The sequence below is a fragment of the Cyanobium sp. FACHB-13342 genome (assembly GCF_014697415.1).
In the GTDB taxonomy this organism is placed as follows: domain Bacteria; phylum Cyanobacteriota; class Cyanobacteriia; order PCC-6307; family Cyanobiaceae; genus Cyanobium_A.
In genome coordinates, this window is record NZ_JACJRT010000003.1 from 101647 (window position 1) to 121546 (window position 19900).

Here is a 19900-nt window from a genome sequence, read left to right on the forward strand (position 1 = left end):
CATCGGGCCTTCGCCGATCCATGGGCGAGCAAGCTGGACGACGGGGCTTGCCGAAGCAGGTGACTTGGTTTGGCGAAGAAACGAACACTGTTCAACAACCGCCTCCTGGCCACCTTGGCCGGGCTGCTTCTCAATGCCTATGGCGAGTTGTTTCGCCGGACCTCCCGGATCCGCTTTCAGGCCCACCCCGGGGTGGAGCACTTGGTGAGGGAGCAGGGCGCTGCGGTGATCTTCGCCCTCTGGCACCGGCATGCCTTTTTCGTGCCGCTGTTGAGGGGCTTCCGGCGCCAGCCCATCACCGTGCTGCTTAGCGCCCATAGGGATGCCCAGATCGTGGCGGTGGCGGTGCGGCTCCGGGGCCTGAAGGTCGTGGCTGGCTCCTCGACCCGCGGCGGGCTGAAGGCCTATTTGCATCTTCGTAGGGTTCTGGACCAGCGCCAGTCGGTCTGCATCACGCCGGATGGGCCGAAGGGACCGGCCGAGCAGGTCAAGGCTGGGGTGATTCATCTGGCCCAGCTCTCCGGTTGCGCGATCGTTCCGGTGGCGGTCTCCTGTTCCCGCGTGCACCGTCTGCGTTCCTGGGATCGATCGGTGCTGCCCCTGCCCTTTTCCCGTGTGGTGATCGCCCTCGGGGAGCCCCTGCGTTCGGAGGGGCCACTCGAAGAGGGACAGGAACGGCTGGCCGCGGGTCTTCGCCAGGTGGCCGCTCTGGCGGGCGAGCCATTGCCGTGAGGGTCTTCCGCCTGTTTCTGCTGGGCCTCTATCGGCTGCTCGCCCTGGTGCTGACGCCCCTGTGGTTGGCTGTGTTGCTGGTGCGAGTGGTCCAGGGCAAGGAAGACCCCCGGCGCGTCATGGAGCGGTTGGGCTGGCCCACCTGCCGCCGGCCCCCAGGTCCGTTGGTGTGGTTTCACGCGGCCAGCGTCGGGGAACTCAACAGCCTGCTGCCGGTGCTCCGCGAGCTGCGAGGCCGCGCTGGTGCTCCTGGCGTGCTGATCACCACGGTGACACGCACATCCGCAACCCTGGCGGCGCGCGTCTTGCCCGCTGGGGTGATCCATCAATTTGTGCCGATCGACCACTGGCTGGCGTTTCTTCCCTTTCGCTGGCACTGGCGGCCCCGGCTGGGTCTGTTGTCCGAAGCCGAGCTCTGGCCAGAGCTCGTGGAGGCGATGCCCCATCTGCAGCTCATCAACGCCCGCATGAGCGAGCGCTCCTTTCGGCGCCATCAGCGTTTCCCCTGGTATGCGGGCTGGTTGCTCTCCAGGGTTGAGGTCTGCTTGGCCCAATCGCAGGCCGATGCCGTGCGGTTCGGCAGGCTGGGCGCTCGCGACGTGCGTGCCGTCGGGTCCACCAAGCTCGATGCGGCTCCGCCGCCCGTTGATGCCGGCCATCTGCAACGGCTGCAGCAGCTGTTTGCCGGCCGGCCGGTGCTGGTGCTAGCCAGCAGCCATCCCGGCGAGGAGCAGCAGTGGCTGCGGGCGTGGTGCGGCGGCAATTTGGCGGGCCGCGGTTTCGGTCTGTTGTTGGTTCCCCGCCATCCCCAACGGGCTGGGGAGGTGGCTGACCTGGTGCGCTCTTGTGGGCTGGTGGCCACCCTCTGGAGTGAATGGGCCTCTGGGGCTGGGGCATCGGTTCCCACGGCGTCGCCAGCCGACGTGCTGGTGGCGGATGTGATTGGTGAGATGGGCACCTGGATCGCCGCGGCGACGGTGGTCGTGATGGGCGGTAGTTTTTACCCATTGGGGCAGCCCCATGGAGGTCAGAATCCCCTGGAGCCCGCCGCCTTGGGGCGTCCCGTGGTCTGCGGCCCCGATATGGCCAACTTTTCCGACCTGATCGATCCGTTGGTGGCGGCAGGCTGTCTGCAGCAATGCGCCGATGTGGATGGCGCCCTGGCCGCGGCCCTGCCTCTGCTGGAACAGGCCGCGGCGGCCCCGTTGGCGGCCCGGGCTCTCCAGGCGCCATCGGCACGCCTGCGCTGGCAGGGCCCCTCGACGCTGGTGGCCGAGCTGGTGTGGGCTCGCTGCCGCTGATGCCACATCTGTGACGCCATGCCCCTCACCACGCCCCGCTTCTGGTACGCACGCCATCGCAGCTGGCAGACCTGGCTGCTGGGGCCTTTGGGCTGGCTCTATGGCAAGGCCGTGGGCTTGCATCGGCACCGCACGCGCCCCTGGCGTTGCGACGTGCCCGTGCTCTCGATCGGCAACCTCACCCTGGGGGGAACGGGCAAGACCCCCTTGGGTATCGCCCTTGCCCAGGGACTGGCCCAGCGGGGGTGGCGGGTGGCCGTGTTGCTGCGGGGCTATGGCGCCCGGCGGCGGGAGTCACGCCAGCTCACCCCGGCCAGTCGCTTCGAGGATGTGGGCGATGAGGCCCTGGAATATGGCCGCGGTCTGGGAGCTGGTCTCGGCCCCTGGCCTGTGGCGGTGTGGGTGGGGTCCAACCGCTGCCACAGCGCTGAGCGGGCGATCGCGGCCGGTGCGGATCTGATCCTCCTGGACGATGGCCTGCAGCACTGGCCCCTCGCCCGGGACCTGGACGTGTCGGTGCTGGATGGCCGCCATGGCCTCGGCAACCGGCAGGTGTTCCCGGCGGGGCCCCTGCGGGAGCCCATTGAGCAGCTGGCCCGGGCAGACGTGCTGGTGCTCACCGGTTCTGGACCCGCGGCCCCGGTTCCGGCCGAAACCGGCGAGTGGTGTCCGGCGGAGTGGCCCCTGGACAAGCCCTGGTTTGCGGTGCGCTTTCGTCTGGAGCCCCCGCCTGAACTGCACGGCGAACCCTTGTTGGCGTTCTGTGGCATCGGCCTGCCGCAGAAATTCTTTGCGGCGCTGCGGGCCTGTGGCCTTCAGCTGATGGCGACGGAATCCTTCCCGGATCACCACGTCTATGCTGACGCCGACCTGAATCGCCTGTTGGATTTGGCCCACGCCAACAGCGCCCATCTGGTCACCACGGTCAAGGATGGCCAGCGCTTGCCCCCCGCTTTTCGTGAGGCCGTGACGCTGGTACCCCTGCGGGTTGAGCCCACCAGCCTGCAGCCCCTGCTGGAGCTGGTGGATCGACGCCTGTCGGCCCTTGTCGCCCCCCATCCCCATGGTTGACAGGGGTCGGCGTCGGGTTTTGCTTGTTGCCGGCGAGGCTTCCGGTGACCTCCACGGTGGGTTTCTCGTGCAAGAGCTCCAGCGTCAGTTGCCTGGGGTTGCTGTTGCCGCCGTGGGCGGCGACCACCTGCGGGCCTGCGGCATCGACATCCTGGCTGATGTGCGTCTGCTCTCGGCGGCGGGGTTGGTGGAGATCGTCAGCAGCCTGCGCCGTCACCACCGGGTGATGGAGCTGCTCAAGCAGCAGATGGACCAGCAGCGTCCCGACGTGGTGGTGCTGGTTGACTACCCGGGTTTCAACCTGTTTGTGGCCAAGGAAGCCAAGAAGCGGGGGATCCCGGTGTTTTTCTACATCGCCCCCCAGGTCTGGGCCTGGGGCAAGGGCCGCGCCAAAAAGATGGAGCGGCTGATCGAGAGGCTGGCGGTCATTTTTCCCTTTGAGGAGGCGATCTTCAACGCCCATGGCAGGACCTTCGCCCGCTATGTGGGCCACCCCTTAGTCGATGAGCTGCATGTCAGCGGCACCCGGGAGCAGATTCGGGAACGGCACGGCCTGTCCCTCGACCAGTCTCTGCTGGTGTTGATGCCCGGCAGCCGCCGCTCCGAGGTGCGGCTGCTGTTGCCTGCGATGCTGCAGGCGGCCCAGCAGCTCAAGAGCGATGGCTGGCAGGTGGTGTTGCTCAAGGCCCCCACCATTGATCGCTCCTATCTGGAGGAGGTGATGGGGGGGCGGCCGCTGCCGGTTGGTCTGATTGACGGCGATGCCTACAACCTGCTGCATGCCGCTGATGCCGGCGTGATCGCCTCCGGCACGGCCACCCTGGAGGCGGCCCTGCTGGGCTGTCCCCATGTGATTCTCTATCGCTTTTCCCTGCTCACCTACCTGATCGCCAAGCTGGTGATCGGTCGGCGCATCATTGGCCTTCCCAATGTGATTCTTGGCAGGCCGTTATTCCCTGAGTTGATTCAGCGGGACGTCACCGCTGCCAACATTGTGAAGTCCGTGCGGCGGATTGTTGCTGATCGCGGGGTCTTTGATCAGGCGGTAACAGAGTTGCAGGCCACCATGGGTCCCCCAGGGGCTTCCCAGCGAGCTGCACAGGAGTTGGTGGAGCTGATTCGATGAAGTCCACGATTTACCGCCGATTGGCTCGATATGGTCGCCGCCATCTTTGGCCTGCATTTTCTTTCGCCCTTTTCTTTAATTTCTTGTATGGGGCCTCCACTGGGTTTGTTCCCCTAGTCATTCGCTATTTGTTTGATGATATTTTGCCTTCGAGTGATCGAAGTAGGCTTTATCTGGCCCCGATTGTTATTTTAGCGGTCATTCTTCTGCGAGCTGTTTCCCAGTATCTCGGTGCCTATCTCACGGAGTCCGTGGGCCAGTCGATCACCGCTGATCTTCGTCACGATCTGGCTGAGCGAATCCTGGATCTGCCCCAGTCCTACGTGGATCGCAATCCTTCCACGGTTTTGGTGTCTCGGGTGCTCACTGATGTGACCCTGGTTAAAACAGGGATCGTTGATGGCTTTTCATCGGTTTTTAAAGACAGTCTTACTTTGGTGGTGTTGGTTGGTGTGGCCTTTTATCAAGATTGGCTGCTCTCCATCATTGCCTTCATTCTGTTTCCTCTGGCGATTTATCCCGTACTAAATTCCTCCAAAAAGGTGCGTCGTCACTCCAGCAAGGGCCAGCTGAGTTTGGCTCGGTTGGCTTCCTTTCTGCAGGAGTCGGTGGTCGGTTTGCGGGTGGTCAAAATCTTTGGGATGCAGTCCTATGAGTTATCCCGTTTTGAAGAGGAAAACCAATCGGTGTTGCGGGCTGCTCTGAAGACCACTCGGGCCAAGCTGGCCAATCAGCCCTTGATGGAAGTTCTGGGGGCAATAGGGTTTAGTGCGGTGTTGTTGTATGGCGGTGAAAATGTTATTGCTGGCACGAGGACGACTGGCAACTTCTTTGCCTTTCTGACATCCCTCTACCTGTGTTACGCCCCGTTCAAAGGGATTGCCCGCTCCAATTCAACGCTGCAACAGGGGGTGTCGGCTGCGCAGGATTTGTTTGATATTCTTGATACCCAGTCCGATCCTCCCGACCCCGCCCAGCCCCTTGAGCTCACCTCGATCTCCCGAGGGATCAAGGCCAGTCATGTCTGTTTCGCCTATGAGGACGAGCGGGTCATCGACGACCTAGATCTGGACTTGCCCATGGGCTGCACCGTTGCCCTCGTAGGGGCGAGTGGTGGGGGTAAGAGCACGATCATTGATCTGTTTTGCCGCTTCTATGACCCCACCTCAGGGGTCATCACCATCGATGGGGTCGATCTCCGGGACGTGTCTTTAGGGTCGTTGCGCGCCCTGATCTCCGTGGTTGATCAGAACACGTTTCTGTTTAACGACACCGTGTCCGGCAACATTGCCTATGGGCTGTCCACCGCGACCGCCGAGCAGATTGAGCAGGCGGCCCGGGCGGCCAATGCCCACGACTTCATTAGCCAGTTGCCCGACGGTTACGCCACGGTGATTGGCGAAAACGGCACCATGCTCTCCGGTGGTCAGCGCCAGAGAATTGCCATTGCCCGGGCCCTGATCAAGAACGCCCCGCTGCTGTTCCTCGATGAGGCGACCTCGGCGCTGGATTCCGCATCCGAACAGGTGGTGCAGGAGGCCCTCGATCGGCTGATGGCGAACCGCACCACCCTGGTGGTGGCCCACCGACTCTCCACGGTGGTGAAGGCGGATCGCATCTGTGTGATTGCTGGTGGCCGGGTGGTCGAGTCAGGCACCCACGCCGAGCTGCTCGCTCGCGGTGGCCGTTATTCCCACCTATTTTCGACACAATTCGCCAGCGCTGAAGCGGGATCTCCTGGATGACCATCACCGCCGCCGCTGGGCAACCAGGCCTCGAGCCCACCTTTGACCGCGACGACTGGTCCAGTGCCTTTGGCAACGTGGAGCTCGAGCTCGATGGCGCTCCGCTGCAGGTGGTGCGCGGCACCATTCCCGAGCAGCTCAAGGGCACCCTGTATCGCAACGGCCCCGGTCGGCTGGAGCGCGGCGGCCAATGGGTGCATCACCCGTTCGATGGCGACGGCATGATCGCGGCCCTGCGCTTTGAAGGGGGCCAGGCCACCCTGCGCAACCGTTTCGTGCGCACCGAGGGCTGGTTGGCTGAGGAGCGGGCGGACCAGTTCCTGTATCGCGGCGTTTTTGGCACCCAGAAGCCTGGCGGCCCCTTGGCCAACGCCTTGGATCTGCGGCTCAAAAACATCGCCAACACCCATGTGGTGCGGCTGGGCGATCAACTGCTGGCCCTGTGGGAAGCGGCTGAACCCCATGCGCTCGATCCCGAAACCCTGGAGACCAGGGGCATCACCCTGCTGGACGGGGTGTTGCGCAAGGGCGACGCCTTCAGTGCCCACCCCCGCTTTGACCCCGGCCACCACGGTGCACCGCGGATGGTCACCTTTGGCGTCAAGGCCGGTCCGCGCAGCACGGTGCGCTTGATGGAGTTCGCGGTGGAGGACGACCCGGCAGCTGGGGTCAAAGCTGGCCAGTTGCTCAGTGAGCGCCGCGACAGCTTCAACGGCTTCGCCTTCCTGCACGACTTCGCCATCACCCCCAACTGGGCACTGTTTTTACAGAACGCGATCGCGTTCAATCCCCTGCCCTACGTGACCGGTCAGAAGGGCGCCGCCCAGTGCCTGCAGTCTAAGCCGGGCGGTCAGGCCAAGTTCTGGTTGATCCCCCGCGAGAGCGGGGCCTTTGCTGGCCAGCCGCCCCGCATCCTCGATGCGCCTGAAGGCTTTGTGTTCCACCACCTCAACGCCTGGGAAGACCAGGGAGCGGTGGTGGTGGAGAGCATCTACTACAGCGATTTCCCATCGATCGGCCCCGATCAGGATTTTCGTGCCATCGACTTCGAGCTGCTGCCCGAGGGTTTGCTCGAGCAGTGCCGCATTGATCTGGATGCCGGCACGGTCAGCACAACCCGGCTGAGCGAGCGCTGTTGCGAATTCGCCATGGTGAACCCCGAACGCGAAGGGCTGCCATCCCGCTACGCCTGGATGGCGGTGGCCGAGCGCGAAACCGGGAATGACCCCCTGCAGGCGATCAAGAAGCTCGACCTGCACAGTGGTGAACGGTGCGTCTGGAGTGCCGCACCGCGGGGTTTCGTCACTGAGCCGGTGATGGTGCCACGGCCTGGTGCCGAAGCTGAGGATGACGGCTGGGTGCTGGTGCTGGTCTGGAATGGGGCCCGTCGCGCCAGCGATTTGGTGATCCTCAAGGCTGATGATCTGGGCGAGCAGGCCGTGCTGGAACTCCCGCTGGCGATTCCCTACGGCTTGCACGGCAGCTGGGCCCAGGCCTGATGGCCTGCCCACCAGCCCGCTGATCAGAGCTTGAGCAGCTTGAGCAGGGCCGGTGCGAGCTGGGCGAAGGCCCTGCCCCGGTGACCGATCTGGCCCTTCAGGGCACTGTCCATTTCCGCGAAGGTGAGACCGACTGCCGGCACCAGGAACACCGGGTCGTAGCCAAAGCCTCCCGTGCCCCTCGGCGTCTCCAGGATCACGCCGGGGCAGCGCCCCTCCACCTCGAGCTGAATGCGGCCGCTGGGGTCGGCCAGGGCCAGGGCGGCGGCGAAATGGGCCTGGCGGTTGGACTGGCCCATGCCGGCGTGGGCCCGTTCGAGCTCCTGAAGCAGTCGGGCGATGCGGGCCTTGTCGCTGTCGGCGTAGCGGGCTGAATGCACGCCGGGCGCACCCCCCAGGGCATCCACGCTCAGGCCCGAATCGTCGGCCAGGGCCCATTCGCCGGTGGCTTGCGCAACGGCGATGGCCTTGAGGCGGGCATTTTCGGCAAAGGTGGCGCCTGTTTCTTCCACCTCCAGCCCCACCGGCTGGGGCTGGATCTCCAGGCCGAGGTCGGCCAGCAGGGCGCTGAATTCGCGCACCTTGCCGGCGTTACCACTGGCGATCACCAGTTTGCTGGGGGAAGAGGGGGGCATGGCGTCTGCAGGGACGGGGGTCAGATCGCCTCCGCCAGCGCGCGCGCCCAGCCCAGCACCTCGTGCACCCGGGCCTCACTGGGGGCTTCGCAGTAGAGCCGTAGCAGGGGTTCGGTGCCGGAAAAGCGCAGCATCAACCAGTGGCTGGGGCCAAGACGCAGCTTCACCCCATCGGTGGTGATCACCTCCAACACGGGGCTGCCGGCGACCTCGCGCGGTGGGGCGGCGGCCAATGTCGCCTCCAGCCGCCGGCGGGATTCCATGTCGGGCAGGCGCAGGTCGAGCCGGTCGTAGGCGGCGGCCCCCCCGCAGCGCTGCTGCAGGGCATCGATCCGCTCGCCCAGGGGCACGCCGCCCTCCACCAGCGCCTCGATCAGCAGCAGGGCCGCGAAGGGCGCATCGCGCTCGGGCAGGTGCATGCCGAATCCCACCCCGCCCGACTCCTCACCGCCCACCAGCACCTCACCCTGCAGCATTTCGGCGGCGATGTATTTGAAACCCACCGGCTTTTCCAGCACGGTGCGCCCCAGGCCCTCCGCCACCAACTGCATCAGGTCGGAGCCGCTGACGGTTTTGATCACGCAGCCCGGCAGCTGGCGGGCCCGGGCCAGGTGGTCGATGAACAGGGGCATCAGCAGCTGGGTGCTGCAGAAGCGGCCGCGTTCATCCACCGCGGCGATGCGGTCCCCGTCGCCGTCGAACACGATTCCCACCGCCGGTCGGCCAGCGGCCGTGCTGGCCCGAACCGCGGCGATCAGGTCGACCAGGTAGGGGGCGAGGGGTTCGGGGGGATTGCCCCCAAACAAGGGATCGCGGTTCGCCCGGATTTCGCGGATGGCGCCGCTGGCGCTGGCCCGTTCGCCCAGCAGGGCCGGCAGCACCCCGGCCGCCGAGCCATGCATCGGGTCGACGATCACGGTGAGCCCCAGGCGCTCGAGTCCATCCGCCAGGGCGGCGGTGTTCACCTTGGCCTGGAGTCCGCTCACGTACGCGTCCAGGGCCGCCAGGCGGGGCGGTTTCCCTCCAATGGGCACGCTGATGCCGCCCGCGGCCAGTCGCGTCTCCACGCGGCGGGTGAAGTCGCCTTCCACCGAGCCGCCGAAGGGGCCCTTGATTTTCAGGCCCAGCCATTCCGGCGGGTTGTGGCTGGCGGTGATGACCAGGGCGCCAAGGGCCTGGCGTTGCACCACCGCCCAGCTGGCGGCGGGCGTGGGAGTGGGGGTGTCGCAGAGCAGGGGTGCGAGGCCACAGCCCCGCACGGCGCTGCAGATCGCTTCAGCCAGTTCGGGGGCCAGGAAGCGGCGGTCGTAGCCGATCACCACCTCCTGGCTGGCCAGGCCCTCGGGGGCGGAGTGGGCCAGTTCCTGGGCGGCGGCCGCCGCCACCGGCAGCAGGCGTTCCATGGTGATGTCGACGCCGAGAATGCCGCGCCAGCCATCGGTGCCGAAGGCGATCGGACTGGCCTCCAGGGGCAGGGGGGCTGAGGCCATGGGGGCGGGAACGCCGAGCTGGGTCGATTCTGCTGTGCCGCCGGCGCTCCAGCCCTAGCGTTTGCGCTGGTGGATGCCCTCCTTGACGCCACTGCCCCTAACGCCTCTGTCCCAGACGCCGGCGCCCTTGACCGATCGGCTGCTGCGCAGCTGGCTGCGCTGCCGGCGCCGTGCCTGGCTCGATCGCTTTGGTGCGCCGGAGGACCGTCAGTGGAATGCCCATCGCGCCCTGGCCCTCCACGATCAGCTGCGCAGTTTTCAGACCCTGCTGCCCAACAGGCCTGGCCACGGCGAGGCCGCCTGCGCCGCTGGGGCGCCTGGGGTGGTGGGGGTGCGTCTGAAGGGGACGGCCCCTCTGGCGCTGGGGGTTCCCCTGGAAGCCCATCCCGCCCTGTTGGAGCGCATTGCGGGGCAGAGCCGTTGGGGCGATTTCGCCTACCGGCCCGTGCTGGCCAGGCAGGGGCGGCGGCTGACGCGGGAGGCTCGTTTGGTGCTGGGACTGTGGGGGCGTTTGCTGGCTGACCACCAGCAGGCTCCCGTTCCCCATGGGCTGGTGCTGGCGGGTGACGGCCGGGCCCTGCAGCGGGAACGGCTCGCCCTCGGCGGCGGGCTTCAGCACCAACTTGACGACAGTCTGCTGCGCCTGGCTGCCGATCTGGACCAATCCACCCCTCCGCCCCTGGTGAGTGACCGCAAGAAATGCACGCTCTGCAGTTGGCGCGGCCTTTGCGACCGGGAGGCGGTGGGGGTGGGGCACCTCAGTGAGGTGAGTGGCATCGGTGGCAAGCGCCGGGAGATGTTGCTGGAGCTGGGGGTGACCAGCCTGGCGGCCCTGGCGGCCCGGGAGCCCGAGCAGCTGGCTGAGGAGCTCGCCGTCTACGGCGAGCAGCATCGGGAGATGGCTGCAGAGCTCGTGGCCCAGGCCCGCGTCCAGGCCAGCGGCGTCCCCGAGCGGCTGGGTCACGAGCCGGTGCTGCCTGAGCTGGAGGCAGCGCCCGGAGTGCTGCTGTACGACATCGAATCCGATCCCGATGCCCGCGACGACTTTCTGCACGGGTTCCTGGTGCTGGAGCGGGAGCCTGGGGGGGGCTGGAATCCTGAGTTGGCGCGGTATCAGCCGCTGTTGGCCCTCCAGGAACACGGTGAGCAACGTCTGTGGCAGCGCTTGCAGCGCCTGCTGGACCGCTATCCAGATTGGCCGGTGCTGCACTACGGCGAAACCGAGGTGATTGGCCTGGTGCGCCTGGCCCAACGCCAGGGTGCCAGTGAGGCTGAGGTGCAGCGGCTGCGCGGGCGCATGCTGGATGTGCACGCCCGGGTACGGCGCCACTGGCGCTTGCCGGTGAGCAGCTACGGACTCAAGGCAGTGGCGGCCTGGCTGGGCTTTGCCTGGAGCCAGAAGGGGGTGGATGGGGCCCGTTGCCTGCTCTGGTGGCGGCAGTGGCGGCAGTGGCATCGGGCCGGTGGGGCGCGGGGGCGTGCCAGCCGCCACCAACTGCAGCGCATCTTTCTCTACAACCGCGACGACAGCCTGGCCACCTGGGCCGTGGTGCGCTGGCTCTTGGCCCAGCCCTGACTCCTCAGGCCTCAGGGCTGACGACCGGCTCCCACCGGCGGATCCACGAACCCTGGTGGCCGCGACAGCTGCAGGTAGGGAGCCTGGGGTCCGTTACCGGCCAAGAGTTCAGGTTGATCCAGGGCCTGGCGGCGCACCAGGGCCAGGCCGATCCAGAGGCCATCGCCGAGGTGCAGAGCTGAGGTGATCTGCCCGGCCCGTCGGCTGCTGTCCTCCCCTTCGCCTGGGCTGAACAGGGCACTGGCAGGGCTGGTGCTGGCCGGTGAGTGCCAGTGCCAGCGCCGCAGTTGGCGTTTCACCCCGTCGTAGGTCGCCAGTTTCGCCAGGGTTTCCTGGCCCACGTAGCACCCCTTGCTCAGGCTCACCCGATCGGCCAGGCCCACTTCAAAGGGGTTGGTGTCCTCGTTGATTTCGCCTGGGGCGGTTGGCGTGCCCTGTTGGATCCGCCAACGCTCCTGTTCCTGGGGGGAGAGGGGAGGGCGATCGGCCAGCCAGAGCGGCAGTGCCGCGTCGGGCTGCAGCACCAATCGCGATCCCACCAGCCAGCCGCTGCCGTCCTCCAGGGCCAGCCAGCGGCCCTCGGGGCTCCTGGGCAGGTTTTCGGTGGCGTCTCCAACGGGAGCCATGAGCTGGGCTGGCATCACGGGGCCCAGCCGTACCTGATCGGCGGGGAACAGCACCCGATCGAGGGCCTGCCAGATGCTCTCTGCGTCGCCACTGGTCAGCAGCAGCCAGGCGCCGTTGTCATCGACCAGCACCTCCGCAAGGGCCCGGAGGCGGCCTGTGGCCGTGATGCAGCAGGTGGGAATCCAGCTGCCGGGCTGCTGGGTTTCGATCGCCGCACTGGTTTGGCCGTGCAGGAACCGCCGGGTGTCAGGGCCCTCAAGCCGGATCAGGCTGGCGTCTTGCTGACGGCGGCGGGGCCCGCCTGGCTGCCAGTCCCAAGGAGTGGCCGTCATGGGGTGGCCAGCTGGGCGGCCGCGGCCGCCACCTCCTCCAGCAGAAACAGGCTGCGCAGCTCCAGTCCCGCCTCCGTCATGGCCTCCAGGCCCCCTTCCTGGCGATCCACGATCGTCACCACCCGCTGCACCTGATAACCCGCTTCCCGCAGCTGGTGCACGGCCTTCAGCGAGGAGCCACCGGTGGTGACCACGTCTTCCAGCACGGTGATGGTGCTCCCCGGTTCCGGCAGCGGACCCTCCAGCCAGGCGCCGGTGCCATGCCCCTTGGCCTCCTTGCGCACGATCAGGGCGTCGAGTTCCCGTCCGCCCAAGGCGGCCCGCATCGCCACGGCGCTCACCAGGGGGTCGGCTCCGAGGGTGAGGCCCGCGACGGCGACGGCTTCAGGTTCCACCTGCTCCAGCATCAAGGCCCCCAGCAGGGCCAGCCCCGTGCCGCTGAGGCTGACGGGCTTGCAGTTCACGTAGTGGTGGCTGGTGCGCCCGGAAGCCAGGGTGAACGTGCCGTGGCGGTAGGCCCGGGTGGCGAGCAGCGGCAGCAGGGCCTCCTTCTGTTCGCCCGTGCTGGCGGCGGGGGAGGTGGCAGCTGGAGAAACGGTCGACAAGATCTGGTGCAATCGCGATTGGTTGACTAGTTTGCGTCCAACGTGACATGTCCAGCTGTAGGGCTGACTGGATCCATGGCGATTGCAAACCCCCTCACCGTTTTGACCAGTGCCGTTGGCCCCCGCTTGGCGCTCGGTGTTTCCTGGGCGGCGCTCGGCGGCCTGCTGGTGGCTCCGGCCTCGGCAGGGCCCGTGGTCTGCACCACGACGTTGGAAGCCCCTCTGGTCACCGGTCAGACGGCGGCCAGCGGGCCGGTGGAAGTGACCCGTTGTGGTGTCGTCCAGACGACCCCCCAACTGATGGAGAAGCGCTTCTTCAGTTACACCGCCCCCTTTGCCCGGGGCGTCAGCCTGACCAACCAGGTCAGGGATATCTTTGGAATTGCCACCGGTGGTGGCGATGGCACCAAGGTCATGGGCTTTGGCTTCCCCGATCAGACGATCGTCTGGGATGGCACCGCCGTGGAGAACACCTACCAGGTGTTGCTGGAGCAGCAAAGCGACCCCATGCCCTGGCGCACGGCTGATGTGACCAATGGCTACTCCGGCAGCCTCGGCTCGGCCGGGGTGCCCCAGCAGAGCGCTTGGCAGGATGGCGGGGTCAGCTACGGGGCGCCGGTTCGGGGCCTCTGGTAGCCCTGGCCCCTCGGGGGTCTAGCAATCTGGTGAATGCAGCGAACTCATAATTCGCCTTAGGCGAGTTCGATCCTCGCGACCCCCATCTGGCTGGGGACTCCAGCCACCCCTATCCTCGGGCCAGTGATGGCTCCCCGGGTGGGGTCTCCCCGTGATTCAAGTCCTGGCGCTGGCCATTCTGCTGGCCATGTTGGCCTTCTTTGCGGCTGGGGAATTCGCCCTGATCCGGCTGCGGCCCAGCAGGGTGCGGCAGCTCGAGGAAGCTGGTGAGCCTGGGGCCAAGGCCGTGGCCAAGCTGCAGCACCGGCTGCGGCGCGTGTTGGTGGCCACCCAACTGGGGGCGGTTCTGGCCCTGGTGGCCTTGGGTTGGGCTGGCCGGGGGCTGGCTGAGCGTCTGGGAGCCTGGCTGGCCAGCCAGCCTGGCCTGGGCCCCTGGCCCCAGGGGTGGCTCGATGCCGCCGTCTTTCTCGTGCTGGTGCTGCTCGCCACCGTGCTGGGGGGGCTGCTGCCCAAGGCCTGGGTGTTGCACCGCCCCGAGGTCTCGGCCCTGCGGCTTGCCCCCCTGCTGGATTCCGTCAGCCGGAGCCTGGCACCGCTGCTCTCGCTGATTGAACGCTTCAGTGGTGTTCTGTTGCGCTTGCTGGGACTGCCGCGCAACTGGGATGAGCTGGTGCCCGTCCTGTCCGCCGGCGAGCTGGAGACCCTGATTGAAACGGGCAGCGTCACGGGTCTGATGCCCGACGAACGCAACATCCTGGAGGGGGTCTTCTCATTGCGCGACACGCTTGTGCGCGAGGTGATGGTGCCGCGCGCCGGCATGGTGACCCTTCCCCTCGACGTCAGTTTTGCGGAATTGATGCGCGAGGTGCATGACACGGCCCATGCCCGCTTTCCCGTGATCGGCAGCTCCCTCGACGATGTGCGCGGCCTGCTCGACCTCAGGCGGCTGGCGGATCCCATCGCCAGGGGCCTGCTCAGTGCCGATACGCCCCTGGCGCCCTACATCACCCCCGTCACGCGGGTTCAGGAGAGCACACCGCTGGCCGACCTGCTGCCCCTGATTCGCAGTGGTCAGCCCCTGCTGGTGGTCGTTGATGAACACGGCGGCACCGAAGGGCTCGTCACCGTGGCCGACCTCACCAGTGAGATCGTCGGTGAAGAGGACGGTTCCCTGGAGGCGGCCCAGGACCTCCAGCAGCTGGGGGAGGGGTCCTGGTCGGTGGCTGGGGATCTGGAGATCTTCGAGCTCAACCGCCAGCTGGCCCTGCAGCTGCCGGAGGCGGAAGGACACCACACCCTGGCGGGCTTTCTGCTCGAGCGGCTCCAGCACATCCCCTCGCCTGGGGAGGGCCTGCGCTGGAAGGGCCATCAGTTTCTCGTGCTGGCCATGGATGGTCCCCGCATCGAACGGGTCCAGATCGATCGACCGCAGGCCGAGCCGATCACTGATAATGCCGCCAGCCGCGAGCCCTTGCCTTGAACCCTGTGCGTGTGGGTGTCATCGGCATTGGCAACATGGGCTGGCACCACGCCCGGGTGTTGAGCCTGATTAAGGACGCCCAGCTGGTGGGGGTGGCTGATCCGGATCCGGTTCGTGGACAACTCGCTACCGAACAGTTCCGCTGTCGCTGGTTTCCCAGTTACGAGGCCATGCTCCCTGAGGTGGATGCGGTCTGCATCGCCGTGCCCACCCTGTTGCACCACCGCGTCGGACTGGCCTGCCTCCGCGCCGGAGTGCACGTGTTGATCGAGAAGCCGATCGCTGCCAGCCAGGAGGAAGCCGCTGAACTGATCCAGGCCGCGGAGCAGGCGGGGCGCCTGTTGCAGGTGGGCCATATCGAGCGCTTCAACCCCGCCTTCCGCGAGTTGGTGAAGGTGGTGGCCCATGAGGAGGTGGTGGTGCTGGAGGCGCGGCGCCACAGCCCCAACGCCGACCGGGCCAATGACGTGTCGGTGGTGCTCGATCTGATGATCCACGACATTGATTTGGTGCTGGAGCTGGCGGCCTCCCCTGTGGTCCGCCTGGCCGCGGCGGGGGGGCGCAGCAGCGAGGGGCCGATCGACTACGTGAATGCCACCCTGGCCTTCGCCAATGGCGTGGTGGCCAGCCTCACGGCCAGCAAAATGGCGCACCGCAAGATCCGGAGGCTGTATTGCCACTGCCGCAGCAGCTTGATGGAGACCGATTTCCTCAACCGAACCCTGCGCATCCACCGCCGGGCCCATGAGTCTGTGAGTGCCGACCACGGTGAGCTGGTCTACCGCAACGACGGCTTCATTGAGGAGGTGAGCACCACGTCGATCGAACCGCTGTATGCCGAGCTGGAGCATTTCCTGCGCTGCGTGCGTGGCCTCGACACCCCTGCGGTCGATGGCCTGCAAGCCTCCCGGGCCCTCCAGCTGGCCGATCTGATCGAACAGTGCGTGGAGCAGCCCAACCTCTGCATGAGCCTCGACGAGCCGATCTAGGCCTTGCTGGTCTCGGTGAGCTGCCGCAGGGCTGCCAGTTGCCAGTGGCGGCAGTCCGCCGGTGAGGAGAGGTAAAACGCATCCCAGGCATCCGCCTTGTGCTGGCCGTACTGCTCTGGGGGGATGGTGGGATGTCGTTCTTGCCAGCCCACCCGCACGGCGTGACCGATCACCACGTCGAGGACGAGGTCATCGTCGAAGACCACCGTGGGGTTGGCCCCCACGAAGGCGATCAGGGTGATCAGGGTTTCGGTGCAGAGCTGGCGGTAGTCCGGGGCCTCAATCTTGCTCAGCAGGTGATCCACAAGGGCGGCGAAGTTGTGTTCGCCCGGGGTCTTCTCGCTCAGCAGCGGAGCGCTGTCGAGCCGGTTGCGTTTCTCCAGTTTGTCGCCTATGACGATGCCACGGCAGTGGTGCAGCAGATCCCAGATGCCGGGATAGAAATCCCGGGGCACCCGGCCCAGGGCGCCGAGGCGCAGGCGGTGCTGCAGCCAGCAGCCCTCCCTGGGCAGCTCCTCGAGGGGATCGGGCACGTCCCAGCGCACCCGCCCGCTCACATGCAGTTGTTCCTTGCGCTGCAGGGCAGCCTTGGCGTGTTCCAGGTCGGCGAGCACGGCCCGCAACCGCCGTTGGATGGCGTGGGGGGGTTGGTCGCAGAGGGCTTCAAAGGCGTCGATTGGACTGAGGTCGGCTTCGGTGGCCAGCTCACCGGTGAGCAACAGCAGCAGCTGCCCCAATTGCAGGGTGAGGCTGCCATTGAGTAGGTCAGGCTCGCGCCGGGCCAGGCCATCGAGGGCCAGCAGCAGTTCCTGCTGCAGCATCCATTCCCGGCCATCTTCCCCGCTGAAGCGCTTGATCATGGCGGCGATGCTGGCGCTGCCCTGGGGTTCCCTGATCCGGGAATCGCTGGTGTAGTTCCGTCCCACCACCACCTGCTTCTGGCGCACCAACAGGTCGGTGAGGGCATCCTCCAGCTGGGGATGCACCAGGTCCAGGGACCCTGCCACCCGCCGCACCACGTTCCAGTCGGCTTCGGCCAAAGCGCGGCGGTAGACCTCCTCCAGCAGATCCCGCAGCCGCACGGCCTGGCTTCCCGCGGGCCCCTGCAGGCGGGAATCCGGCCCCAGGCGCCGCACCAGCTGCTCCAGCACCTCGCCTTGCTCCTCCAGGGACGAACTGCGCCAGAGCCGCTCGGCCAGTTCGCCGATGCTGATGTCGTCGCGCTCGAGCTCCTGTTCCTCCCGGGCGGACAGGGGGGCCTGGCTGGTGCTGGCCCGCAGGGGGATCGGCGCCGGGGACTCCGGGCTGGATCCCGGGATGGCCTGGGGGGGCAAGGAAACCCAGCAGGCCTGATCCACCAGCTCAGCCAGGGGGGCCAGCTGCACCGGCACGCCGTCGAGCAGGCCCCCCTGCAGCTCGCGCCCCAGCCTCAGAAAGGCCTCTGGATTGGCCTGGAAGGCCCCTGGGGCCACGGGCACCAGCAGCAGCGGTGCGCCGCTCCCCCGCCAGTGACGTTGCAGCAGGCGCACTTCTGCCCGGACGGTGTCGACCAGCTGTTCGGGGTCGTCGGCGAGATAGAAGGTGTCCTCCTCGAGGACGGCAGGCAGAAAGGCGTGCTGGCTGTCGCCCTGCCGGTAGAGGCGCGCCGTGGCCATGGTTTCCATCCGCACCCGGGGATGGCCCGTGAGCCCCAGCTTGGGGTTGGCCCCGACTTGGGCCATCCGCTGGGCCAGGGCCCGGGAGCTGCCGATCTGCACGTTGCCGGGGTGGGCGCTGTCGTGGGCAACGGGGAGACCCGCGGCCCGCAAGGCCGTGGTGATGGCGGGAGTGCCGGGCACCAGGGCCACAAGCACCTGCTCAGCGCCCAGGGGGCTGGGTCGCCGGCGTCCGATCGGATCCAGGTCGTCCGGGGTGATCAGTCCATGCAGGAGCAGGTCGGAGAGCCAGGTGAGGCTCTGGGTCCAGAGCAGGGGAACGTTGGGATTGGCCACCCGGCGCTGGCTGCCCGGCTGGCGCCGTTCCGCCTCAATCGCCTCCTCGGGCACAAGGTAGAGCTCGGGCAGGAGCGCACCCCCCTCCTGCTCCAGACTCACCGCCGCCAGACGCTGGCGCCACTGGCGCGCTTCCTCCCAGCGCTCCTCGCAACAGGCCGTGATCAGCTCGTAGGCCCAGAACAGGGGCCACTCACACTCCAGGTGCTCGAATTCGGCCAGTTCCTCCCGCTCGTAATGCAGGCGGGTGTGGTCTTCGACCACGGTCTGGTGGCCGTCGCGGCGAAAGCGCTTGTAGCCGTAGGTGCCCCCCAGTTCCGTGCGGATCTTGGCCCGGGTGCGCTGGCTCAGCTGGGGATCTTCCACGGCCCAGGCTGGATAGCCAATCACCGAGAGGCAGGCACTGTCGACCTCCTTGCTGGCTGATTCCCTGGGCAGCAGGCTTCGCAGGGCGCGGCGCAGCCGCACGATCGCGTCGTGGGGGATCACCAGACAGCAGCTGCCGTCGCCATGGGGGCCGAAGAGGTCCAGGCCCTCCAGGGATTCGAGGGCGGCCTTCACCAGGCCGATCGAGCTGGCGTTGCGCTCGGGTTGGCCGTGGTTGCCCTTGTCTCCCCGTTCCCAGATGCCGTAGTCGGACACCCGGTAGGCCCGTGCCACGTAGTACACGAGGTTTTGCACGAAGTCGCACTCGTGGCTGCTCTGCAGCACCACCAGGCCAGAGCGGGTCAGCTGGGCCAGCTGCAACAGGAACAGGGCGGTGGCATCCAGCTGGAGATGGCCCCAGCCGTCGTCGGGCACCACCGGGGCCCCGGTGGCCGTGTCGAACTTGGCGTGGATGGCATGCAGCCGGTGCAGGCTGTGTTTGAACCGCTCCACCTTCGGCGCCTGGCGCAGCATGGCGTTGAGCAGGCCGCGCATCAGCTGCAGCACCCGGGCCTCCAGCTCGTACACCCGCCGGTTCGCTCCCCGCAGCCGCCGATGGGCCAGGGCCAGACCCCAGACGCACTGGATCGAATAGACGCAGTCGCGCACCCAGGCATCGCCGTAGTTGCCGTGCACGGTGTGGGCGGTGCTGGCGGGCAGCAGGCCGGTGATCGGATGCTGGCGGGCCAGCACCACCCGATCGATCTGGGCGTCGAGCTCCTGCAGCACCGCCCAGGCCTGGGCAGGATGGGCGACGTTCGGTTTTGGCGCGTCAGTCGCACCGGTGCCGTCGGTGGAACCCTTCATCGGCAGGGATTGCGCCATCGATGTCCCAGTGCCAGTGACAGGCCAGCCATAGATTCTCCACCCGCACCGCACCCCTGATGGCAGCAACGGCAACCGAACCTCTCCGCACCAGCGTCCTGGGGGTCCCGGTGAGCGTGTGCCCCGACGTGTTCGACGCTGCCCTGGCGCTGCACCAGCAGGGCGGGGGCCAGATCGTCACCCTGAATGCGGAGATGACCATGGCGGCCAAGGCGGACCCTGCCCTGGGCGCGGCCATCGCTGCGGCGTCCCTGGTGATTCCCGATGGCGCCGGGGTGGTGTGGGCCCTCGGGCGCCAGGGCTACCGGGTGCGGCGCAGCCCCGGGATCGAGCTCGCCCGGGATCTGTTGACCCATGCGGCTGCCCAGGGTTGGAAGGTGGCCCTTGTGGGCGCTTCCCCCGCGGTGATGGAGCAACTCACCCAGCGACTGCGCCGGGAGCTCCCCGGGCTCCAGCTGGTGCTCACGGCCCACGGCTACCAGCCACAGGAGGCCTGGCCAGGCCTCGAGCAGCAGCTCCTGGCTGCCCGGCCGGACCTGGTGCTGGTGGCCCTCGGGGTGCCGCGGCAGGAAACCTGGATTCAGCAGTTTCCGGGGCGGCGCGTCGGCCTGTGGATGGGCGTGGGTGGCAGCTTTGACGTCTGGGCTGGGGTCAAAAAAAGGGCCCCCGCCTGGATGGGAGCCCTACAGATTGAGTGGTTGTATCGGCTGCTTCAGGAGCCGGCGCGCTGGCGTCGAATGCTCTCCCTGCCCGCCTTCGCCTGGGCCGTGCTCCGGCAGGGATGAGGGGTGAATCTGAACGCGTGGAAACTCCT

Annotated in this window: 16 protein-coding genes and 1 tRNA gene; 12 read left to right on the top strand and 5 right to left on the bottom strand. The window is 67.3% G+C overall.

The features are described 5' to 3' along the window. The first annotated feature begins 114 nt into the window (after positions 1-114). Genes H6G16_RS02010 through H6G16_RS02035 form a run of 6 tightly spaced genes read left to right on the top strand, consistent with a single transcriptional unit; the run spans position 115 to position 7474 of the window. Positions 115-732, top strand: coding sequence for a lysophospholipid acyltransferase family protein (locus tag H6G16_RS02010; protein WP_190388662.1), 618 nt, complete (start codon positions 115-117; stop codon positions 730-732). Next, positions 729-2033, top strand: a complete 1305-nt coding sequence (locus H6G16_RS02015) for a glycosyltransferase N-terminal domain-containing protein (RefSeq protein ID WP_190388663.1) — start codon at positions 729-731, stop codon at positions 2031-2033. The genes H6G16_RS02010 and H6G16_RS02015 overlap by 4 nt, the downstream gene beginning before the upstream one ends. Positions 2034-2051: 18 nt before the next feature. Continuing rightward, entirely contained in the window at positions 2052-3104 is a 1053-nt protein-coding gene (gene lpxK / locus H6G16_RS02020; protein WP_190388664.1) for a tetraacyldisaccharide 4'-kinase, read from the top strand. Then, positions 3097-4230, top strand: a complete 1134-nt coding sequence (lpxB, locus tag H6G16_RS02025; protein WP_190388665.1) for a lipid-A-disaccharide synthase — start codon at positions 3097-3099, stop codon at positions 4228-4230. Before lpxK ends, lpxB begins: the two co-directional genes overlap by 8 nt. Then, positions 4227-5975 carry an ABC transporter ATP-binding protein gene (locus tag H6G16_RS02030; RefSeq protein WP_190388666.1) on the top strand — a complete coding sequence of 583 codons (1749 nt, stop codon included), beginning with the start codon at positions 4227-4229 and terminating at the stop codon, positions 5973-5975. The genes lpxB and H6G16_RS02030 overlap by 4 nt, the downstream gene beginning before the upstream one ends. Next, positions 5972-7474 (top strand): carotenoid oxygenase family protein, encoded by a 1503-nt coding sequence (locus H6G16_RS02035; RefSeq protein ID WP_190388667.1) that lies wholly within the window; start codon positions 5972-5974, stop codon positions 7472-7474. Before H6G16_RS02030 ends, H6G16_RS02035 begins: the two co-directional genes overlap by 4 nt. A 23-nt stretch (positions 7475-7497) precedes the next feature. Here H6G16_RS02035 and rdgB read toward each other — a convergent pair whose 3' ends face one another. Then, positions 7498-8109, bottom strand: a complete 612-nt coding sequence (gene rdgB, locus H6G16_RS02040) for an RdgB/HAM1 family non-canonical purine NTP pyrophosphatase (protein WP_190388668.1) — start codon at positions 8107-8109, stop codon at positions 7498-7500. 20 nt (positions 8110-8129) lie between these two features. Next, a complete protein-coding gene (locus H6G16_RS02045) occupies positions 8130-9599 on the bottom strand; it encodes a phosphoglucomutase/phosphomannomutase family protein (protein ID WP_190388669.1) in 1470 nt (489 codons plus the stop codon). 73 nt (positions 9600-9672) lie between these two features. Between H6G16_RS02045 and H6G16_RS02050 the strand changes: the two genes are divergently transcribed. Further along, positions 9673-11175 carry a TM0106 family RecB-like putative nuclease gene (locus tag H6G16_RS02050; protein WP_190388670.1) on the top strand — a complete coding sequence of 501 codons (1503 nt, stop codon included), beginning with the start codon at positions 9673-9675 and terminating at the stop codon, positions 11173-11175. A gap of 11 nt (positions 11176-11186) precedes the next feature. Here H6G16_RS02050 and H6G16_RS02055 read toward each other — a convergent pair whose 3' ends face one another. Both H6G16_RS02055 and pyrE read right to left on the bottom strand, forming a co-directional pair. Continuing rightward, positions 11187-12134, bottom strand: coding sequence for a folate-binding protein (locus H6G16_RS02055; RefSeq protein WP_190388671.1), 948 nt, complete (start codon positions 12132-12134; stop codon positions 11187-11189). Next, entirely contained in the window at positions 12131-12739 is a 609-nt protein-coding gene (pyrE, locus tag H6G16_RS02060; RefSeq protein ID WP_190388672.1) for an orotate phosphoribosyltransferase, read from the bottom strand. The genes H6G16_RS02055 and pyrE overlap by 4 nt, the downstream gene beginning before the upstream one ends. A 75-nt stretch (positions 12740-12814) precedes the next feature. Here pyrE and H6G16_RS02065 point away from each other — a divergent pair, with 75 nt between their 5' ends. The 4 genes from H6G16_RS02065 to H6G16_RS02080 all read left to right on the top strand — a co-directional run bounded on the left by H6G16_RS02065 (position 12815) and on the right by H6G16_RS02080 (position 15844). Beyond that, positions 12815-13375 (top strand): Occludin/ELL family protein, encoded by a 561-nt coding sequence (locus H6G16_RS02065; protein ID WP_242036106.1) that lies wholly within the window; start codon positions 12815-12817, stop codon positions 13373-13375. A 12-nt stretch (positions 13376-13387) separates the two neighbouring features. Further along, a tRNA-Ile gene (locus tag H6G16_RS02070) sits at positions 13388-13460 on the top strand. 69 nt (positions 13461-13529) lie between these two features. Beyond that, positions 13530-14855, top strand: a complete 1326-nt coding sequence (locus H6G16_RS02075) for a CNNM domain-containing protein (protein WP_190388738.1) — start codon at positions 13530-13532, stop codon at positions 14853-14855. Further along, on the top strand, positions 14852-15844 hold the full coding sequence (locus H6G16_RS02080; protein WP_190388673.1) for a Gfo/Idh/MocA family oxidoreductase: 993 nt from the start codon (positions 14852-14854) through the stop codon (positions 15842-15844). Before H6G16_RS02075 ends, H6G16_RS02080 begins: the two co-directional genes overlap by 4 nt. On the opposite strand, the gene H6G16_RS02085 is transcribed toward H6G16_RS02080, so the two are convergent. After that, positions 15841-19086: a glycoside hydrolase family 15 protein gene (locus tag H6G16_RS02085; protein WP_242036107.1), complete on the bottom strand. Its 3246-nt coding sequence runs from the start codon at positions 19084-19086 to the stop codon at positions 15841-15843. The two genes, H6G16_RS02080 and H6G16_RS02085, sit on opposite strands and share 4 nt — an antisense overlap. Positions 19087-19145: 59 nt before the next feature. Between H6G16_RS02085 and H6G16_RS02090 the strand changes: the two genes are divergently transcribed. Continuing rightward, the gene (locus H6G16_RS02090) at positions 19146-19871 is read left to right on the top strand and encodes a WecB/TagA/CpsF family glycosyltransferase (RefSeq protein WP_190388674.1); all 726 of its coding nucleotides are present in this window, start codon (positions 19146-19148) and stop codon (positions 19869-19871) included. The last annotated feature ends 29 nt before the right edge of the window (positions 19872-19900 follow it).

Bases quoted from the DNA above. Each gene is read 5' to 3' on its own strand.
- H6G16_RS02045 (WP_190388669.1), bottom strand. From the start codon at position 9,599: ATGGCCTCAGCCCCCCTGCCCCTGGAGGCCAGTCCGATCGCCTTCGGC.
- lpxB (WP_190388665.1), top strand. From the start codon at position 3,097: ATGGTTGACAGGGGTCGGCGTCGGGTTTTGCTTGTTGCCGGCGAGGCT.
- H6G16_RS02030 (WP_190388666.1), top strand. From the start codon at position 4,227: ATGAAGTCCACGATTTACCGCCGATTGGCTCGATATGGTCGCCGCCAT.
- H6G16_RS02065 (WP_242036106.1), top strand. From the start codon at position 12,815: ATGGCGATTGCAAACCCCCTCACCGTTTTGACCAGTGCCGTTGGCCCC.
- lpxK (WP_190388664.1), top strand. From the start codon at position 2,052: ATGCCCCTCACCACGCCCCGCTTCTGGTACGCACGCCATCGCAGCTGG.
- rdgB (WP_190388668.1), bottom strand. From the start codon at position 8,109: ATGCCCCCCTCTTCCCCCAGCAAACTGGTGATCGCCAGTGGTAACGCC.
- H6G16_RS02055 (WP_190388671.1), bottom strand. From the start codon at position 12,134: ATGACGGCCACTCCTTGGGACTGGCAGCCAGGCGGGCCCCGCCGCCGT.
- H6G16_RS02085 (WP_242036107.1), bottom strand. From the start codon at position 19,086: ATGGCGCAATCCCTGCCGATGAAGGGTTCCACCGACGGCACCGGTGCG.
- H6G16_RS02035 (WP_190388667.1), top strand. From the start codon at position 5,972: ATGACCATCACCGCCGCCGCTGGGCAACCAGGCCTCGAGCCCACCTTT.
- H6G16_RS02090 (WP_190388674.1), top strand. From the start codon at position 19,146: ATGGCAGCAACGGCAACCGAACCTCTCCGCACCAGCGTCCTGGGGGTC.
- H6G16_RS02050 (WP_190388670.1), top strand. From the start codon at position 9,673: ATGCCCTCCTTGACGCCACTGCCCCTAACGCCTCTGTCCCAGACGCCG.